The 16790-nt window shown below is 69.3% G+C and carries 14 protein-coding genes; 5 read left to right on the top strand and 9 right to left on the bottom strand.

The genetic code is table 11. The features are described from left to right. Positions 1 to 25: 25 nt before the first annotated feature. From ACV229_RS34035 to ACV229_RS34015, 5 genes are all read right to left on the bottom strand, one after another. Positions 26 to 856: an alpha/beta fold hydrolase gene (locus ACV229_RS34035; protein ID WP_448087475.1), complete on the bottom strand. Its 831-nt coding sequence runs from the start codon at positions 854 to 856 to the stop codon at positions 26 to 28. Between the two features lie 181 nt (positions 857 to 1037). Then, positions 1038 to 3512 (bottom strand): DNA internalization-related competence protein ComEC/Rec2, encoded by a 2475-nt coding sequence (locus ACV229_RS34030; RefSeq protein WP_448087474.1) that lies wholly within the window; start codon positions 3510 to 3512, stop codon positions 1038 to 1040. 57 nt (positions 3513 to 3569) lie between these two features. Then, on the bottom strand, positions 3570 to 4358 hold the full coding sequence (locus ACV229_RS34025) for a TatD family hydrolase (RefSeq protein ID WP_448087473.1): 789 nt from the start codon (positions 4356 to 4358) through the stop codon (positions 3570 to 3572). Positions 4359 to 4435: 77 nt separating this feature from the next. Beyond that, entirely contained in the window at positions 4436 to 5194 is a 759-nt protein-coding gene (gene lolD, locus ACV229_RS34020; RefSeq protein ID WP_448087472.1) for a lipoprotein-releasing ABC transporter ATP-binding protein LolD, read from the bottom strand. Next, the gene (locus tag ACV229_RS34015) at positions 5187 to 6440 is read right to left on the bottom strand and encodes a lipoprotein-releasing ABC transporter permease subunit (protein ID WP_448087471.1); all 1254 of its coding nucleotides are present in this window, start codon (positions 6438 to 6440) and stop codon (positions 5187 to 5189) included. The genes lolD and ACV229_RS34015 overlap by 8 nt, the downstream gene beginning before the upstream one ends. Positions 6441 to 6606: 166 nt before the next feature. On the opposite strand from ACV229_RS34015, the gene ACV229_RS34010 reads away from it, so the two are divergent. From ACV229_RS34010 to ACV229_RS33990, 5 genes are all read left to right on the top strand, one after another. Next, entirely contained in the window at positions 6607 to 7683 is a 1077-nt protein-coding gene (locus ACV229_RS34010; RefSeq protein ID WP_448087470.1) for a regulator, read from the top strand. A gap of 204 nt (positions 7684 to 7887) precedes the next feature. After that, a complete protein-coding gene (gene recJ, locus ACV229_RS34005) occupies positions 7888 to 9585 on the top strand; it encodes a single-stranded-DNA-specific exonuclease RecJ (RefSeq protein ID WP_448087469.1) in 1698 nt (565 codons plus the stop codon). A 130-nt stretch (positions 9586 to 9715) separates the two neighbouring features. Further along, positions 9716 to 10820, top strand: a protein-coding gene (prfB, locus tag ACV229_RS34000; RefSeq protein WP_448087468.1) for a peptide chain release factor 2 whose coding sequence is annotated in 2 segments (ribosomal slippage) — positions 9716 to 9796 and positions 9798 to 10820 — 1104 coding nt in all. Because the reading frame shifts where the segments join, the coding sequence is not laid out codon by codon here. A gap of 72 nt (positions 10821 to 10892) precedes the next feature. Then, a complete protein-coding gene (gene lysS / locus ACV229_RS33995) occupies positions 10893 to 12419 on the top strand; it encodes a lysine--tRNA ligase (protein ID WP_448087467.1) in 1527 nt (508 codons plus the stop codon). Positions 12420 to 12726: 307 nt separating this feature from the next. After that, a complete protein-coding gene (locus ACV229_RS33990) occupies positions 12727 to 13476 on the top strand; it encodes a glycine zipper 2TM domain-containing protein (protein ID WP_448087466.1) in 750 nt (249 codons plus the stop codon). 121 nt (positions 13477 to 13597) lie between these two features. Here ACV229_RS33990 and iscX read toward each other — a convergent pair whose 3' ends face one another. The 4 genes from iscX to hscB all read right to left on the bottom strand — a co-directional run bounded on the left by iscX (position 13598) and on the right by hscB (position 16705). Continuing rightward, on the bottom strand, positions 13598 to 13807 hold the full coding sequence (gene iscX, locus ACV229_RS33985) for a Fe-S cluster assembly protein IscX (RefSeq protein ID WP_448087465.1): 210 nt from the start codon (positions 13805 to 13807) through the stop codon (positions 13598 to 13600). A 16-nt stretch (positions 13808 to 13823) separates the two neighbouring features. After that, the gene (gene fdx, locus ACV229_RS33980; protein WP_448087464.1) at positions 13824 to 14165 is read right to left on the bottom strand and encodes an ISC system 2Fe-2S type ferredoxin; all 342 of its coding nucleotides are present in this window, start codon (positions 14163 to 14165) and stop codon (positions 13824 to 13826) included. 88 nt (positions 14166 to 14253) lie between these two features. Further along, positions 14254 to 16122, bottom strand: coding sequence for a Fe-S protein assembly chaperone HscA (gene hscA / locus ACV229_RS33975; protein ID WP_448087463.1), 1869 nt, complete (start codon positions 16120 to 16122; stop codon positions 14254 to 14256). A 55-nt stretch (positions 16123 to 16177) separates the two neighbouring features. After that, complete coding sequence (gene hscB, locus ACV229_RS33970) at positions 16178 to 16705, bottom strand: Fe-S protein assembly co-chaperone HscB (RefSeq protein WP_448087462.1); 528 nt, start codon at positions 16703 to 16705, stop codon at positions 16178 to 16180. Positions 16706 to 16790 lie beyond the last annotated feature (85 nt).

The following is a 16790-nucleotide window of genomic DNA, read 5'->3' as shown; positions in this document are numbered from 1 at the left end:
GCAGCGTGCGGTTGCGGCCGGCGATTCAGGCGCTCTTCGCGAGCGGCGCCACACTCTCTTGCGCGCGCAGCGTGTTCAGCATCCGCTGCAATGCACGGGCGGTCTCGAGCGGCCGCTCCATCGGGAACAGGTGGCTGCCCTCGAGCCACTCGATGCGCCCGTGCGTCGCGCGCCGCGTCGCGTCGAGCCCGATCTGGCGCACTTCGCGCGAACGCGTGCCGGCCAGGAAGCCGAGCGGCACCGGCGCGCCGTGCGCGAGCCGCGGGCCGAGCGTGTGCGGCAGCGTCCGGTAGATCAGGTATTCGACATGCCGGTCGAACGCGAGCGTGCGTTCCCCGTCGGCCGCCGCCTGCGGGATGCCGTAGTCGATGTAGTCGGAGAGCATCCGTTCGTCCCAGCGCGCGAACGCCGGCTTTTCATGGAAGTGCCGCCATGCTTCGTCGCGGCTCGCCCAGTGCGTGCGGCGGTTGCGCGTCGCCGCGGCCGGCGACAGCCGCTCGTCGAGCCCTGCCCACTGGCTCGCGCGCAACGCGCCGCTGCGCCAGCCGGCAATGATCGGCGAATCGAGCATCACGACGCCGCGCACCCACTGCGGTTTCTTCAACGCGGCCATCAGCGACAGGTAGCCGCCGAGCGAATGGCCGACGAGCCACACCGGCCGCTCGTAGCGGCTGCCGATGTCGTCGAGCAACTGGTCGACGAGATGCGGCCAGTCGCGCGTGACGGGGTAGCGCCGGTCGTGCCCGATCCGCTCGATGTAGCGCAGTTCGTAGTCGTCGGCCAGTTCGGCGAAGATCGTCCGGTACGTCGATGCCGGAAAACCGTTCGCATGCGAAAAGTGGAGGATGTCCTTCAAACGCCGGTGTCTCCTTTGTCGGCCTGAGGTAGCGCTTTAGCGCTTGCTCTCGCCCCATGCTTCGCGGTCGATCGGAGTTGGCGCTTTGACGCTCACTCCGGTCCCATGCTCCGCGGTCGGCCCGAGTCAGTGCTTCGGCATCGACTCGCACCCATGCCATGCCGTCAGCCCGCGCTTCGCGTCATCGATCCATCCAGTAGCGGCGCTGCGCATCGCGATGAAGTTCGAACGTGAACCCGCCGTCCGCCGGCGCGACGTCGAACCGCACGGCACCGTCGCGATCGGTGCGCGGCAGCGGAATCCCGCGCGCCGCGTAGCGCGCGAGGACGGTCCGGTGCGGGTGCCCGAAGCGATTGCGATAGCCTACAGGAAAAGCCGCGACGCGCGGCCCCACCGAATCGAGGAAAGGCTCGATCGACGACGTGCGGCTGCCGTGATGCGGGACGATCAGGATCTGCGCGGCAAGCGCGTCGCGGTCCGCATCGACGAGCTGGCGCTCGACGCGCGCGTCGATGTCCCCCGTCAGCAGCGCGGACGTGCCGCCCGCGTCGACGCGCAGCACGCACGACTGCCCGTTCGTCGCGCCGGCGCCCGGCCCGCCGCGCGGCCACAGCATCGTGAACGTCACGCCGTCCCAGGTCCAGCGCTGCCCGGCCGCGCATGGCACGCGATCGGCCACCCCGGCCGACTGCGCGTCGCGCCACCGCCCGCTCGCGGCCGGTATCCCCGCCAGCAGCTGACGCACATCTACGGTCGCGTAAACCGCGCTCGCCCCGCCCGCATGATCGGCGTCCGCATGACTGAGCGCGAGCGTATCGAGCGTGCGGATGCCGCGGGCGCGCAAATACGGTGCGACGATCCGCTCGCCTGCATGGGTCGATTCCGGCCCCGGCCCGGCATCGAACAGCAGCGTCCGCCGCGCGGTCTCGATCAGCACCGCCGCGCCCTGCCCGACGTCGAGCACGGTCAGCCGGAAGCCGCCCTCCGGCGGCCGATCCGGCGCCGGCGCGACGAGCGGCAGCCACGTGAGCGGCGCCGCCCAGCGCAGCGGCCAGCCGCGCGGCAGCAACACCCACGCCACGCCCACGCAAGCGAGCACCAGCACCGGCCAGCGCGGCATCGGCAGCCAGAACACGCTGCGCGGCCAGCCCGCAAGCCACGCGAGGGCCGCCATCATCGGTTCGAGCAGTGCGTGCGCGAGCCGGAACGCATGGGCGTCGACCGGCGCGGGCAGCGCGATGCCCGCCAGCACGACGGGCGTGACGGCGCTGCTGACCCAAGGAATCGCGAACGCATTGGCAAGCGGCCCCGACACGGAAATCTGCGCAAACCATGCCGCCGTCAGCGGCGCAAGCCCGATCGTGACCGCGTACTGCACCCGGGACGCTTCCGCCACGCGGCGGGCCGCGCGGCCTGCCGCTGCGCGCAACCGTTCGCCGATCCCGCCTTCGGCCGGGTCGCCGCGGGGCTCACGCGCCGCGCGCCAGCCCGCGACGGACAGCAGGATCACGGCGACCGCGCCGAACGACAGCCAGAAGCCGGCCGACAGCACGGCCCACGGATCGGCCAGCAGCACGCCGCCCAGCGCCACGCACAGTACCGACGATGACGGCACGCTGCGCCCGGCCAGATAGGCGACGCCGCCCGCCGCGATCATCCACCACGCGCGCTGCGCCGGCACGTTGAAGCCGGCGAGCGCCGCATAGCCCAGCGCCCCCGCCAGTGCCGCGAGCGCGGCGACGTAAGGCGCCGGCACGACGAGCGCGGCCGCCCGATGCCGCCAGCGGATGCGACGCCAGACGGCCGACGCGAGCCAGCCCGCGATCCCGCCCACGAGGCCGACGTGCAAGCCCGAGATCGCGACGAGATGACTGGTGCCGGTGTCGCGCAACACGCGCCAGTCGCCGGCGCCGATGCCCGACTGGTCGCCGATCGCGAGCGCGGCAACGATGCCGCGGTGGCGCGCGTGCGGCCCGAGCGTCGCAGCGATGCGTTCCCGCAACGCGTCGCGCAACCGGTCGACCGACGCCTGCACGCCGCGCGCGTGCGCGTCGAGCCGCGCCGCGCGCTGCGGCGCGCTCACGTAGCCGAGCGCGCGAATCCCGGCGCCGAGCCACGCGGCCTCGCTGTCACGCACACCGGGATTTGCTTCGCCGTGCGGCCGCTTCAGGCGCACCGTCAAGCGCCAGCGTTGCGCGGCACGCAGGTCCGGGAGCAGCGTCGTTTGCGTGCGAGCGCCGTAAGTGCGCCAGGACAGGCGGATCAGCGGCGGGAAATCGGCAAGGCCCGCGTCGTTCGACTCGACGGCGAACAGGAACCGGGCGCCCGTGTCGTCGACGATCGGCAACCCCTTGATCGTGCCCGTGACCGTGATGTCGCGCCCTTCCCACGCGCCCGGCAAATGATCGCGCAGCCGCCACTCGGCCCGTGCGGCCGCGTACCCGAATCCCGCCAGACCGGCCGCCGCCGCGCACAATAACCAGCCGAGGGCCACGCTCGCCCGTGTCCGCGGCCGCCGTCGCACACACGCGATGCCGGCCGCCGCGAGCCCTGCCAACGCCGCCGCTACGCCGCACCATTCCGCCGCGCCAGGCAACGCCGCCTGCCGCTGCAGCACGACGACGCCGAGCGCGAATGCCATCCACCAAACGCGCATCCCGCCTCCTCGCCAACGCGGCGCCACGCATGCGGCCGCCGCGCCGTCCGGAAACGATTATGCGGACGAAAGCGCGAGCCGGGGCAGCGCGGCGCGCGCGTTAGCCGAAGTGCATAGAGCCAGCGTGGCCGCATCGACGCCGCGCAACTCCGCGAGCACGTCGCCGATGCGCGGCACCTGGTCGGGCGTATTGCGGGATCGGTACGCCCACTCGGGCGCGATGTCGGGCGCATCCGTTTCGACGACGAGCGCGTCGATGGGCAGTTGCGTCGCGAGCCGGCGGATCTGCAGCGCGCGCGTGAACGTCACGTTGCCGCCGAAGCCGAGATGCAGGCCCTGCGCGAGATACGCTTCGGCCTGCTGGAAACTGCCGTTGAATGCATGCGCGATGCCGCGCCGCACGCCGAAGCGGCGCAGCCCCGCGAGCACACGGTCCTGCGACTTGCGCACATGGCACAGCACCGGCAGGTCGAACTCGCGCGCGAGCGTCAACTGCCCCTGGTAGAAGAACTGCTGACGGTCCTCGTCGAGCCCCGGCACGAAATAGTCGAGGCCGATCTCGCCGATCGCGACGAAGCGCGGATCGTCGACGCTCGCCTCGATTTCCATGCGCAGCAAGTCGAGATCGCCGTCGCGCGCGTGCGGCGTATACATCGGATGGATGCCGAGCGCATAGACCGCGCCCGGCGTGCGGTGCGCGAGCTCGCGCACCGTCGCGAAGTTGTCGCGTCCGACGCTCGGGATCACGACGCGCGCCACGCCCGCGTCGCGCGCCGCCTGCGCGACCGCATCGCGGTCGGCATCGAATTCGGCGGCATCGAGATGGCAATGCGTGTCGATCCACATATCAGACCTCGCCGGACCGCCCCGCCCGCCGCGACCTCCGGTCGGAAGGCCGCCCGCGCGGGGCGCGGATGGATGTTTCAGACCGGTACGGCCGGCTCTTCGTGCAGCAGGCCGTCGCGCAGCCGCATGATGCGGTCGCAGCGCGCGGCGAGATCCGGGTCGTGCGTGACGATCACGAAGCTCGTGTCGAGCGTTTCCGACAGTTCGAGCATCAGGTTGAACACGGTGTCGGCCGTCGTGCCGTCGAGGTTGCCGGTCGGTTCGTCGGCAAGCACGCACGCGGGCTTCGTGACGAGCGCACGCGCGATCGCGACGCGTTGCCGCTCGCCGCCCGACAGCTCGCCCGGGCGGTGCTTCGCGCGCGGGCCAAGTCCGACGCGCGCGAGCATTGCCTGCGCCTCTTCACGCGCGTCCTCGGTCGTCATCCGGCGGATGCGCAGCGGCATCGCGACGTTGTCGAGCGCAGTGAACTCGGGCAGCAGGTGGTGGAACTGATAGACGAAGCCCAGCGCACGATTGCGCAGCTCGTTGCGCTCGCGCTCGGCGAGCTGCGTAAATGGCTTGCCGAGCAGCGACACCTCGCCCGCGCTCGGCTCGTCGAGACCGCCCAGCACATGCAGCAGCGTGCTCTTGCCGGAACCCGACGCGCCGACGACCGCCAGCTTCTCGCCGCGCCGCACCGACAGCTCGGTGTTGTTGAGCACCTGCACGTTGAAGCCGCCCTGCACGAACGCCTTCGTGATTCCGCGCGCCTGAAGCACGTATTCCTGCATACCTGCCGAATCCTGTTTGATGGGTTGTCGTGTGTCCGCGAACGCGGTGGCGCGGTCATTCATAGCGCAGCGCCTCCGCCGGCTTCACCTTCGCGCCGCGCCAGCTCGGATAGAGCGTCGCGACCGCCGACAGCGCGAACGCGATGAGGCCGATCCTGATCACGTCGCTCGCGACGAGCTCGGATGGCAGCTCGCTGATGAAATACACCGACGGCGGCAGGAACTGCACGCCGAACAGATGCTCGATCATCGGGATCAGCCACGGGATGCTCCACGCGATCAGGCAGCCGAGCGCGACGCCCGTCGCGGTGCCGACGAAGCCGATCGTCACGCCCTGCACGACGAAGATCTTCATGATCGAGCCCGGCTGCGCGCCGAGCGTGCGCAGGATCGCGATGTCGGCCTGCTTGTTGGTGACGGTCATCACGAGCGACGACACGAGGTTGAACGCCGCCACCGCGATGATCAGCGTGAGGATGATGAACATCATCCGCTTCTCGATCTGGACGGCCGAGAACCAGGTCTTGTTCTGCTGCGTCCAGTCGCGGATGTACAGGCTGCCCGACAGCGAATGCGACAGCTCGACGGCCACCTCCGGCGCCTTCTGCATGTCCTTCAGCCGCAGCCGCACGCCAGTCGGCGCGGGCAGGCGGAACAGCGCCTCGGCATCCTGGATGTTGATCATCGCGAGCGTGCTGTCGTACTCGTAGTGGCCGGACTCGAAGACGCCGACGACCGTGAACTGCTTCAGCCGCGGCATCATCCCGGCCGGCGTGATCGTCCCTTCCGGCGCGACGAGCGTGACCTTGTCGCCGACCGTCACGCCGAGATTGCCGGCGAGCGCGTCGCCGAGCACGATCCCGAACTGGCCCGGCACGAGCGCGGTGAGCTGGCCCGCCTTCATGTCCTTGCCGATGTCCGACACCTGCGGCTCGAGCGTCGGCTCGACGCCGCGCAGCATCACGCCGCTCACCGCGTCCTGACGCGTGAGCAGCGCCTGCGCGTCGACGTACGGCGCGGCGCCGATCACCGACTGGTTGCGGCGCGCCTCCTGCGCGGTCAGCTGCCAGTCGGGCATCGAGCCCGTCGGCGAGAACACTTCGACGTGCGCGAGCACCGACAGCATGCGGTCGCGCACTTCCTTCTGGAAGCCGTTCATCACCGACAGCACGACGATCAGCGCCGCGACGCCCAGCGCGATGCCGAGCATCGAGACGAGCGCGATGAAGGAAATGAAGCCGTTACCGGTCGTGCGTTTGCCGGCGCGCGTATAGCGCCAGCCGATCTGCCATTCGTACGGAAGTTTCAAGCGAATCCTTTCTGCTGGTTGCGGCATGGGTGGCGGCCTGCGGACGGAATGCCGCCCGACGGTTTGCCGCCCAACGGATCGCCGCCCGCCCCGACGGGGACGAAACCGCTCGCCGGACGCAAGCGGCCCGCCGGCCCGCCCGAATACGCGCGCAGTTTGCCATACAATGCGCACCATCATGCACGACCGACGCCTCCATTTTCTCGTTCCGTTCGCGCTGCCGTCGGCAGCCGATGCGGCCTCGTCCCTGCACACGCTGGACAGTCCGGCGCTCGAAAAGTTGCTGTCGCGCGCAAGCCTCGTCGAGCGGGTGGCCGGCGAGGACTTCCAGCGCACGCTGCCGCACGAGCGCTGGCTGGCCCGCCAGTTCGGCGCGACCCAGGGCAGCGCCGCCGACGAGGCGCCGCTCGCGCCCTACATGCTGCTCGCCGACGGCGGCGACCCGGGCGACCACGCGTGGGCCTGCGTCGAGCCCGTGCACGTCGAGATCGCGCACGACCACCTCGTGCTCGTCGATCCGGCCACGCTGGCGCTGGAAGACGGCGATGCGGCCGCGCTGCTCGCGGTCGCGCGCCCGCTGATCGAGGAGCTCGGCGTCCGGCTCGAAGCACCCCGCCCGACCCGCTGGTACCTGTCGAGCGAACAGCTCCGCCACCTGGCCGGCGCCGCGCCGTTGCGCGCGAGCGGCCGCAACATCGAGATCTGGCTGCCGCACGAGGCGCACACGGGCGAACGCTCGCGGATGTGGATGAAGCTGCAGAACGAAGTGCAGATGGCGTGGTTCCAGCATCCCGTCAACGAAGCGCGCGAGGCGCGCGGCCTGCCCGCCGTCAATTCGATCTGGTTCCACGCGCAAGGTGCGCTGAAGCCCGTCGGCCAGCCGTTCGCGCGGGTGCTGTCGGCGTCGCCCGCCGCGCTCGGCCTCGCGCACGCGGCCCGAGCGGACGCCGGCGCGCCGCCCGCCGCATTCGGCCAGCTCGCCGCCGCCGACGGTGCGACGCTCGTCGAACTGTCGGCGCTCACGACCCCATTCATCGAACAGGACTGGGCGCGCTGGCATGACGCGCTCGCCGCGCTGGAGCGCGACTGGTTCGCGCCCGCCCTTGCCGCGCTGCAGCGCGGCGAACTGGCGCGCGTCGACGTCACGCTGTGCGGCGACACCAGCTCCGCGACCCTGCGCGCGACGCGCGGCGACCTGCGCAAGTTCTGGCGCCGCCGCGCGCTCGCGTCCCTGTTCGAATAAAGCCGAATAAAGCCAGGGCCTGCTCACGCTAATAACACACGTTCCCCTGTTTGGAAAATTCATTCGCGGGGCTGGCCGCCAGAAGGGCCAATCGCCGCGTCATGCTCCTCGCGAATACGCTCGGTATTCGCTTCGTCGCAATCCTTGCGCTTGGCCCTTCTGGCGGCCAGCGCAAGCCCGTTATTAGCGTGAACAGGCCCTAGCATGACCCACATCGTTACCCGTCCCGCCGCGCCCGCCGACGCCGAAGCGCTCGCGCGCCACGGCCTGCACCCGGTGCTCGCGCGCCTGTATGCCGCGCGCGGCGTGCAGTCGCCGTCCGACATCGAGACCGCGCTCGCGCGCCTCGTTCCGCCCACCGAACTCAAGGGCTGCGCCGACGCGGCCGCACTGCTCGCCGACGCGATCGCCGACAAGCGGCGCCTGCTCGTCGTCGCCGACTACGACTGCGATGGCGCGACCGCCTGCGCGGTCGCGGTGCGCGGGCTGCGGATGTTCGGCGCACAGATCGACTACCTGGTGCCGAACCGCTTCGAATACGGCTACGGCCTTACGCCCGAGATCGTCGAGCTGGCGGCCGCGCGCAAGCCCGACCTGCTGATCACCGTCGACAACGGCATTGCGAGCGTCGCGGGCGTCGAGGCCGCGAACGCGCGCGGCATCGACGTGCTCGTGACCGACCATCACCTGCCCGGCGACGCGCTGCCCGCCGCGCGCGCGATCGTCAACCCGAACCAGCCGGGCTGCGCATTCCCGAGCAAGCACATCGCCGGCGTCGGCGTGATGTTCTACGTGCTGCTCGCGCTGCGCGCCGAACTGCGCCGCCGCGGCGCGTTCGCGAGCAAGGATGCCGAGCCACGCCTCGACGGCCTGCTCGACCTCGTCGCGCTCGGCACCGTCGCCGACGTCGTCCGGCTCGACGGCAACAACCGCGTGCTGGTCGCTCAGGGGCTGCAGCGGATCCGCAACGGCCGGATGCAGCCTGGCGTCGCGGCGCTGTTCCGCGCGGCCGCCCGCGAAGCCCGCACCGCGTCGGGCTTCGACCTCGGCTTCGGGCTCGGCCCGCGGCTGAACGCCGCCGGGCGGCTGTCCGACATGTCGCTCGGGATCGAGTGCCTGATCACCGACGACATCGGCCGAGCGTGGGAGCTCGCGCAGCAGCTCGATACGATGAACCGCGAACGCCGCGAGATCGAGGCCGGCATGCAGCAGCAGGCACTCGCCGATCTCGCACACGTCGATCCGGCCGACGCGTGCACGATCACGCTGTTCAAGCCGGAATGGCACCAGGGCGTGATCGGCATCGTCGCCGGGCGCCTGAAGGAGAAATTCCACCGGCCGTCGTTCACGTTCGCGCATGCGGACGAGCAAGGCGCGCGCGTCAAGGGTTCCGGGCGATCGATCCCCGGCTTCCACCTGCGCGACGCGCTCGATCTCGTATCGAAGCGCGAACCGGACCTGCTCGTCGCATTCGGCGGCCATGCGATGGCGGCCGGCGTCACGCTCGACACCGCGAACGTGCCGCGTTTCGCGGCCGCGTTCGAGGCGGTCGCGCGCGAGTGGCTGTCGGACGACGCGCTCGCCCGCGTGATCGAGACCGACGGCGAGCTCGAGGACGCGTACTTCACGCCGCAGTTCGTCGAGCTGCTCGACGCGGCCGTCTGGGGCCAGGGCTTTCCGGCCCCGTTGTTCTCGGGCGAATTCGACGTCGTGTCGCAGTCGCTCGTGAAGGACAAGCACTTGAAACTCCAGCTGGCACGCGGCCGCCAGCGCTTCAACGCGATCTGGTTCAACCACACCGAGCCGCTGCCGGCGCGCGCGCTCGTTGCGTACCGTCTCGTCGCCGACACCTGGAACGGCGTGACGCGCGTGCAGCTGATCGTCGAGCACGCGGCCGCCTGAGCCGCGCCGGGCCGCCCCGCCTTGCGCAGACGGGGCGCCGGCGCGCGTTTGCCGCTGCCGGCGTCACCGGGACACCCCCCCGATCGGCTATAATTCCGCTTTTTTACGAAGCACGAAAAGCGAAACGATCATGGAAGCGGAACGTCTCAACGCGATCGAAAGCTCCCTGCTCGACCTGCGCAACCGCGCGGGCGAGCTTCGGGGGTATCTTTGACTACGACGCCAAAGCTGCGCGTCTGACCGAAGTCAACAAGGAACTCGAAGACCCGAACGTCTGGAACGATTCGAAGAACGCCCAGGCGCTCGGCCGCGAAAAGAAGCTGCTCGAAGGCGTCGTCACGACGCTGACGGCGCTCGATAGCGACCTGCGCGACGCGCTCGACCTGTTCGAGCTGGCACGCGAGGAAGGCGACGAAGACACCCTCGTCGCGTCGGAAGACGACGCCGCGAAGCTCGCGGCGCGCGTCGGCGACATCGAATTCCGCCGGATGTTCTCGAACCCGGCCGACCCGAACAACTGCTTCATCGACATCCAGGCTGGCGCCGGCGGCACCGAGGCGTGCGACTGGGCGTCGATGCTGCTGCGCCAGTACCTGCGCTACTGCGAGCGCAAGGGCTTCAAGGCCGAGGTGCTCGAAGAGTCCGACGGCGACGTCGCCGGCATCAAGAACGCGACGATCAAGGTCTCGGGCGAGTACGCATACGGCTACCTGCGCACCGAAACCGGCATCCACCGCCTCGTGCGCAAGTCGCCGTTCGACTCGTCGGGCGGCCGCCACACGTCGTTCTCGTCGGTGTTCGTGTATCCGGAAATCGACGACTCGATCGAAGTCGAGGTCAACCCGGCCGACCTGCGCATCGACACGTACCGCGCATCGGGCGCGGGCGGCCAGCACATCAACAAGACCGACTCGGCGGTGCGGATCACGCACATGCCGACCGGCATCGTCGTGCAGTGCCAGAACGACCGCTCGCAGCACCGCAACCGTGCCGAAGCGATGGCAATGCTGAAGTCGCGCCTGTACGAAGCCGAGATGCGCAAGCGCCAGGCCGAGCAGGACAAGCTCGAGTCGAGCAAGACCGACGTGGGCTGGGGCCACCAGATCCGCTCGTACGTGCTCGACCAGAGCCGCGTGAAGGACCTGCGTACGAACGTCGAAATGAGCAACACGAAGGCGGTGCTCGACGGCGATCTCGACGACTTCATCAGCGCGAGCCTCAAACAGGGCGTGTAAGCGCCGCGGCGCGGCCCGACCGCGCCGCTCTTCCCGTTTGCGTTGCCGCACCCACTCCGAATTCCGACCATCATGACCGAATCGACCCAAACGCAGCCCGCCGTCGCGGCGGACGAAAACCAGATCATCGCCGAGCGCCGCGAGAAGCTGCGCGCATTGCGCGAGCAAGGCGTCGCCTACCCGAACGATTTCCAGCCGACGCATCACGCAGCGGAGCTGCAGGCGAAATTCGCCGACTCGGACAAGGCCGCGCTCGAAGCGAACCCGGTCGAGGTGGCGGTCGCCGGCCGCATGATGCTCAAGCGCGTGATGGGCAAGGCGAGCTTCGCGACGGTGCAGGACGGTTCGGGCCAGATCCAGTTCTTCGTGACGCCGAACGACGTCGGCGAGCAGACCTACGACGCGTTCAAGAAGTGGGACCTCGGCGACATCGTCGCCGCGCGCGGCGTGCTGTTCCGCACCAACAAGGGCGAGCTGTCGGTCCAGTGCAAGGAGCTGCGCCTGCTGTCGAAGGCGCTGCGCCCGCTGCCGGACAAGTTCCACGGCCTCGCCGACCAGGAAATGCGCTACCGCCAGCGCTACGTCGACCTGATCGTCACGCCGGAAACGCGCGACACGTTCCGCGCGCGCACCAAGACGATCGCGTCGATCCGCAAGTTCATGGACGGCGCGGACTTCATGGAAGTCGAGACGCCGATGCTGCACCCGATCCCGGGCGGCGCGGCCGCGAAGCCGTTCGTCACGCACCACAACGCGCTCGACATGCAGATGTTCCTGCGCATCGCGCCGGAGCTGTACCTGAAGCGGCTGATCGTCGGCGGCTTCGAGCGCGTGTTCGAGATCAACCGGAATTTCCGTAACGAGGGCGTGTCGCCGCGCCACAATCCGGAATTCACGATGATGGAGTTCTACGCCGCGTACACCGACTACCGCTGGCTGATGGACTTCACCGAGCAGCTGATCCGCCAGGCGGCGATCGATGCGCTCGGCACCGCGACGATCCAGTACCAGGGCCGCGAACTCGACCTCGCGAAGCCGTTCCATCGCCTGACGATCACGCAGGCGATCCAGAAGTACGCGCCGCAATACACGGACGGCCAGCTGTCCGACGACGCGTACGTGCGCAGCGAACTGAAGCGCCTCGGCGTCGACGTCAACCAGCCGGCATTCCTGAACGCGGGCCTCGGCGCACTGCAGCTCGCGCTGTTCGAGGAAACCGCCGAAGCGCAGCTGTGGGAGCCGACGTACATCATCGACTACCCGGTCGAGGTGTCGCCGCTCGCGCGCGCATCGGACACGGTGCCGGGCATCACCGAACGCTTCGAACTGTTCATGACCGGCCGCGAGATCGCGAACGGCTTCTCGGAGCTGAACGATCCGGAAGACCAGGCCGCGCGTTTCAAGAAGCAGGTCGAGCAGAAGGACGCCGGCGACGAGGAAGCGATGTTCTTCGACGCCGACTACATCCGCGCTCTCGAGTACGGGATGCCTCCGACGGGCGGCTGCGGGATCGGCATCGACCGTCTCGTGATGCTGCTGACCGACAGCCCGACGATCCGCGACGTGCTGCTGTTCCCGCACCTGCGCCGCGAAGACTGATCCGCATCGCCTGCGCGCCCCGTGGCGCGCAGGCGTCAGCTTTGTAACCGCGCGTAAATCCCGCCTGCCGGCGTTCGCCGGCAACTGATCATTCCCCGTTTTATCTCCTCGCCGAATCGGCCTCACCCGGGTTTTCCCGGTGCTGGCGCACGTTTTCCCGCTGCGAATCGTTACAACTTGATACGGCGCCCCTCTCGCGTGTGGACCACACTGCATCTGCAAAATAAACGCACGACTGCGTGCGAGCTTTGCATGGGACCGCAGCAAGCGCCGACGCGCCGGCTCCGGTCGACATAGGAGAGCAAAAATGGATAACCAGAACCAGACCACGCCGCAAAAGCAACGCCTCCACCCGCTCGTCGCCACCGCGGCGGGCGCCGTCATCGTCGCGAGCCTCGCGGCGACCGCCGCCATCACGGGCGTGTTCCCGAAGGCCACCGGCAACAACGAGCAGAACGGCCAGACCCAGGCCGCGCTGATCGCGTCGCAGCCGGCCGTCGACACGGCGGCGGCAGCCAGCGCGGCACGCGCCGCGCAAGCGCAGCAGATCGCTGCCGAGCAAGCGGCACAGCAGCAACAGCAGCAGCCGGTCGCCCAGGCCCAGCCGCAACCCGCACCGCGCCCGGCGACCACGCACCATCGCCATCACGCGTCGACGGTGCCGCAGCCGCCTCAGTACGCGCAGCAGGGCGGCGGCAATGCCCAACAACCGTCGCCGTCCTACTGCCAGACCTGCGGCACGGTCGTTGCGATCAACCAGACGCGCACGCCCGGCCAGAGCTCGGGTATCGGCGCGGTCGGCGGCGCCGCGGCCGGCGGCCTGCTCGGCAACCAGTTCGGTCGCGGCAATGGCCGTACCGCGATGACGCTGCTCGGCGCGCTGGGCGGCGGCCTCGCCGGCAACCAGGTCGAGAAGCAGGTGCGCGCGGAAACCGACTACCAGGTGCAAGTGCAGATGGAGAACGGCACGACGCGCACGTTCACGTACCACAACCCGCCGCCGTTCGGCCAGGGCCAGCGCGTGCGGATCGAGAACGGAACGCTGGTCGGTGCGTGACCGCCCTACTGCCCGCGTGCGACGCGCGGGCAGTCGTCTGACGCACAAACGAAAACGGCTCGTGATCGCTCACGAGCCGTTTTTCTTGCCGGGGCCGCGCACACGCTGCAACGCGCGCCGCTCAGTCTTCGTCGTCGAAGTCGGATTCGTCGATCCAGTGCGCCTGGATCGCTTCGAGAATCTTCTCGCCGGAGTGCTTCGGGTCGTCACTGAACCCGTCGAGTTCGAGCACCCACTGACGCAGATCGACGAAGTTGATCCGCTGCGGATCGATGTCGGGATGCCTTTCAGCGAGCGCGATCGCGATCTCGCGCGAATCGGTCCATTTCATCGCCTGCCCTCCTCGGTCAGTGACCTTCCTTCGCGTGATTGATCGAGTACTTCGGGATCTCAACCACCAGGTCCGAATCTTCCTGCACGACCGCCTGGCACGACAGACGCGACGTCGGCTCGAGGCCCCACGCCTTGTCGAGCAGGTCGTCCTCATCCTCCTCGGACGGCTCGAGATCGTTGAAACCCTCGCGGATCACCACGTGGCAGGTCGTGCACGCGCACGACTTCTCGCACGCATGTTCGATGTCGATGCCGTTGTCGAGCAGGTTGTCGCAAATACTCTTGCCGGGTGTCGCGTCGATCACTGCACCGTCCGGGCACAGTTCGACGTGAGGCAGCACCACCAGTTGAGGCATGTCCGTTCCGTCAGTCCAGATGCGGCAAACTGCGCCGCACGATTCATCATAGCGCCGGCCGTCGCCGGCCGGCGTGCAAGTCATTCGTTCAGATTTCGTCGAGCCGGCGGCCCGCCAGCGCGCGCTTGATGCTCTTGTCCATCCGGCGCGCGGCGAATTCGTCCGTGCCTTCCGCGAGCGCCTTGGTCGCCGCTTCGATCGCGTCCGTGTCGTCGCCCTGCGCCACCGTGCGCAGCGTCGCGACATGCGCATCGACATCCGCACGCTCGGCGTCGTCCAGCAGTTCGCCATCGGCGGCCAGCGCCGCTTCCGTCGCCTCGATCATCCGCTCGGCCTCGACCTGCGCCTCGCGCAATGCGCGCGCGCGCATGTCGATCTCGGCGGTCTTGAAGCTTTCCTCGAGCATCTTCGCGATGTCGTCGTCGGCCAGGCCGTACGACGGCTTCACGACGACCGACGCCTCGACGCCCGAATGCTGCTCGCGCGCAAACACCGACAGCAGGCCGTCTGCGTCGACCTGGTAGGTCACGCGAATCCGTGCGGCGCCGGCCGTCATCGGCGGAATGCCGCGCAGCTCGAAACGGGCGAGCGAACGGCAGTCGGCGACGAGCTCGCGCTCGCCCTGCACGACGTGGATCGCCATCGCGGTCTGGCCGTCCTTGAAGGTCGTGAATTCCTGCGCGCGCGCGATCGGGATCGTCGAATTGCGCGGGATGATCTTCTCGACGAGCCCGCCCATCGTCTCGACGCCCAGCGACAGCGGAATCACGTCGAGCAGCAGCCAGTCGTCGCCGCTGCCGCGGTTGCCCGCGAGCAGGTCGGCCTGGATCGCCGCGCCGAGCGCGACGACCTGGTCCGGATCGAGATTCACGAGCGGCGGCTGGCCGAAATACTTCGCGACGGCGTCGCGGATCACCGGCATGCGCGTCGCGCCGCCGACGAGCACGACACCCTTGATGTCGGCCGGCGTCACCTGCGCATCGCGCAGCGCCTTGCGGGTCGGCGTCAGCGTGCGCTGCACGAGCGGCTCGACGAGCGCGGCAAACGCGTCGTGCGTGACCGTCTGCGCGAGCTGCGCGCCCGTCGACAGCGTGACGTCGAGCGACGCCTGCGGCGCCGCCGACAGCGCTTCCTTCAGCACGCGCACGCGGTCGAGCAGCAGGCGCACGTCTTCGGGCGCGAGCGTTTTCGCATCGATGCCGCCTTGTGCGAGCACGTGGGCGAACAGCGCGTGATCGAAATCGTCGCCGCCGAGCGCCGAATCGCCGCCCGCGGCGAGCACTTCGAACACGCCCTTCGTCAGTTTCAGGATCGACAGGTCGAACGTCCCGCCGCCGAGGTCATAGACCGCATAGAGGCCTTCGGCCGCGTTGTCGAGGCCGTAGGCAATCGCCGCCGCGGTCGGCTCGTTCAGCAGACGCAGCACGTTCAGGCCGGCGAGCCGCGCGGCGTCCTTCGTCGCCTGCCGCTGCGCGTCGTCGAAATAGGCCGGCACCGTGATCACGGCGCCGACCAGATCGTCGCCGAGCGTATCTTCCGCGCGCTGGCGCAGCGTCGCGAGAATCTCGGCCGACACCTCGACCGGGCTCTTCACGCCGTCGACAGTGCGGATCTGCACCATGCCCGGCGCATCGACGAATTCGTACGGCGCATTGGCCGCGCCTTCGACCTCGGCCTTGCCGCGGCCCATGAAGCGCTTGACCGATACGATCGTGTTGCGCGGATCGGTGGCGGCCTGCTCCTTCGCGTCGTGGCCGATCCGGCGGCCGCCCTTCTCGAGGTAACGCACCACCGACGGCAGCAGCATGCGGCCCGCGTCGTCCGGCAACACTTCCGGCACGCTGTTGCGCACGGCCGCGACGAGCGAGTTCGTCGTGCCGAGATCGATCCCGACGGCGAGCCGCCGCTGGTGCGGCGCCGGCGCCATGCCCGGTTCGGAAATTTGCAGTAAAGCCATCTTGGTTCGTTCGGGCGTTCGCGCCCGTTTGCTGCGCGTGCCGCGAGGCACGCGGTTAATGTTCGAGCCGCTCGATCTGCGTGCTCACTTCCGACGCAACCCGCTCGATGAACATCAGCTGGCGCACGGCCTCGGCGGCAGCCTGATCGGCGCCGCTGTCGAGCAGCGTGCCGAGGCGCGCGAGGCGCATGCGCTTCTCGTCGCGCAGTTCGGCGAGCAGCGCGTCGAGCGCATCGATGTTGCGCGCGGCGGCGGCATCCTCGATGCCTTCGCGCCACTCCATCTGCTGCATCAGGAACGCCGGCTCCATCGCGGTGTTGTTTTCCGCACCGATATCCACGCCGCGCAGCGACAGCAGATAGGTCGCACGCTTCAGCGGATCGCGCAGCGTCCGGTACGCCTCGTTCGCGCGGGTCGCCCATTGCATCGCGATGCGCTTCTGCGCATCGCCGGCCGCTGCGAAGCGGTCCGGATGCACCTGCGTCTGCACGGTCCGGTACGCGGCGTCGAGCGCCGCGTCGTCGAGCGCGAACTGCGCCGGCAGGTGGAACAGGTCGAAGTGGCTGTCTTTCAGCGAGACCATCGTCGCGTTCAATCCCAATTCGTGCGCGGCAAACGCCGCACATTAAAAAGGCGGCATGTGCCGCCTCTTGCCCGCATCGCGCGGT

Source organism: Burkholderia sp. MR1-5-21 (assembly GCF_053427715.1).
This window is presented reverse-complemented; position numbering and strand designations above follow the sequence as displayed.

Coding starts and splice junctions, on each gene's coding strand:
- ACV229_RS34030 (WP_448087474.1), bottom strand. CDS start 3,512: ATGCGCGTTTGGTGGATGGCATTCGCGCTCGGCGTCGTCGTGCTGCAG.
- ACV229_RS34025 (WP_448087473.1), bottom strand. CDS start 4,358: ATGTGGATCGACACGCATTGCCATCTCGATGCCGCCGAATTCGATGCC.
- lolD (WP_448087472.1), bottom strand. CDS start 5,194: ATGAATGACCGCGCCACCGCGTTCGCGGACACACGACAACCCATCAAA.
- ACV229_RS34010 (WP_448087470.1), top strand. CDS start 6,607: ATGCGCACCATCATGCACGACCGACGCCTCCATTTTCTCGTTCCGTTC.
- recJ (WP_448087469.1), top strand. CDS start 7,888: ATGACCCACATCGTTACCCGTCCCGCCGCGCCCGCCGACGCCGAAGCG.
- lysS (WP_448087467.1), top strand. CDS start 10,893: ATGACCGAATCGACCCAAACGCAGCCCGCCGTCGCGGCGGACGAAAAC.
- ACV229_RS33990 (WP_448087466.1), top strand. CDS start 12,727: ATGGATAACCAGAACCAGACCACGCCGCAAAAGCAACGCCTCCACCCG.
- iscX (WP_448087465.1), bottom strand. CDS start 13,807: ATGAAATGGACCGATTCGCGCGAGATCGCGATCGCGCTCGCTGAAAGG.
- fdx (WP_448087464.1), bottom strand. CDS start 14,165: ATGCCTCAACTGGTGGTGCTGCCTCACGTCGAACTGTGCCCGGACGGT.
- hscA (WP_448087463.1), bottom strand. CDS start 16,122: ATGGCTTTACTGCAAATTTCCGAACCGGGCATGGCGCCGGCGCCGCAC.
- hscB (WP_448087462.1), bottom strand. CDS start 16,705: ATGGTCTCGCTGAAAGACAGCCACTTCGACCTGTTCCACCTGCCGGCG.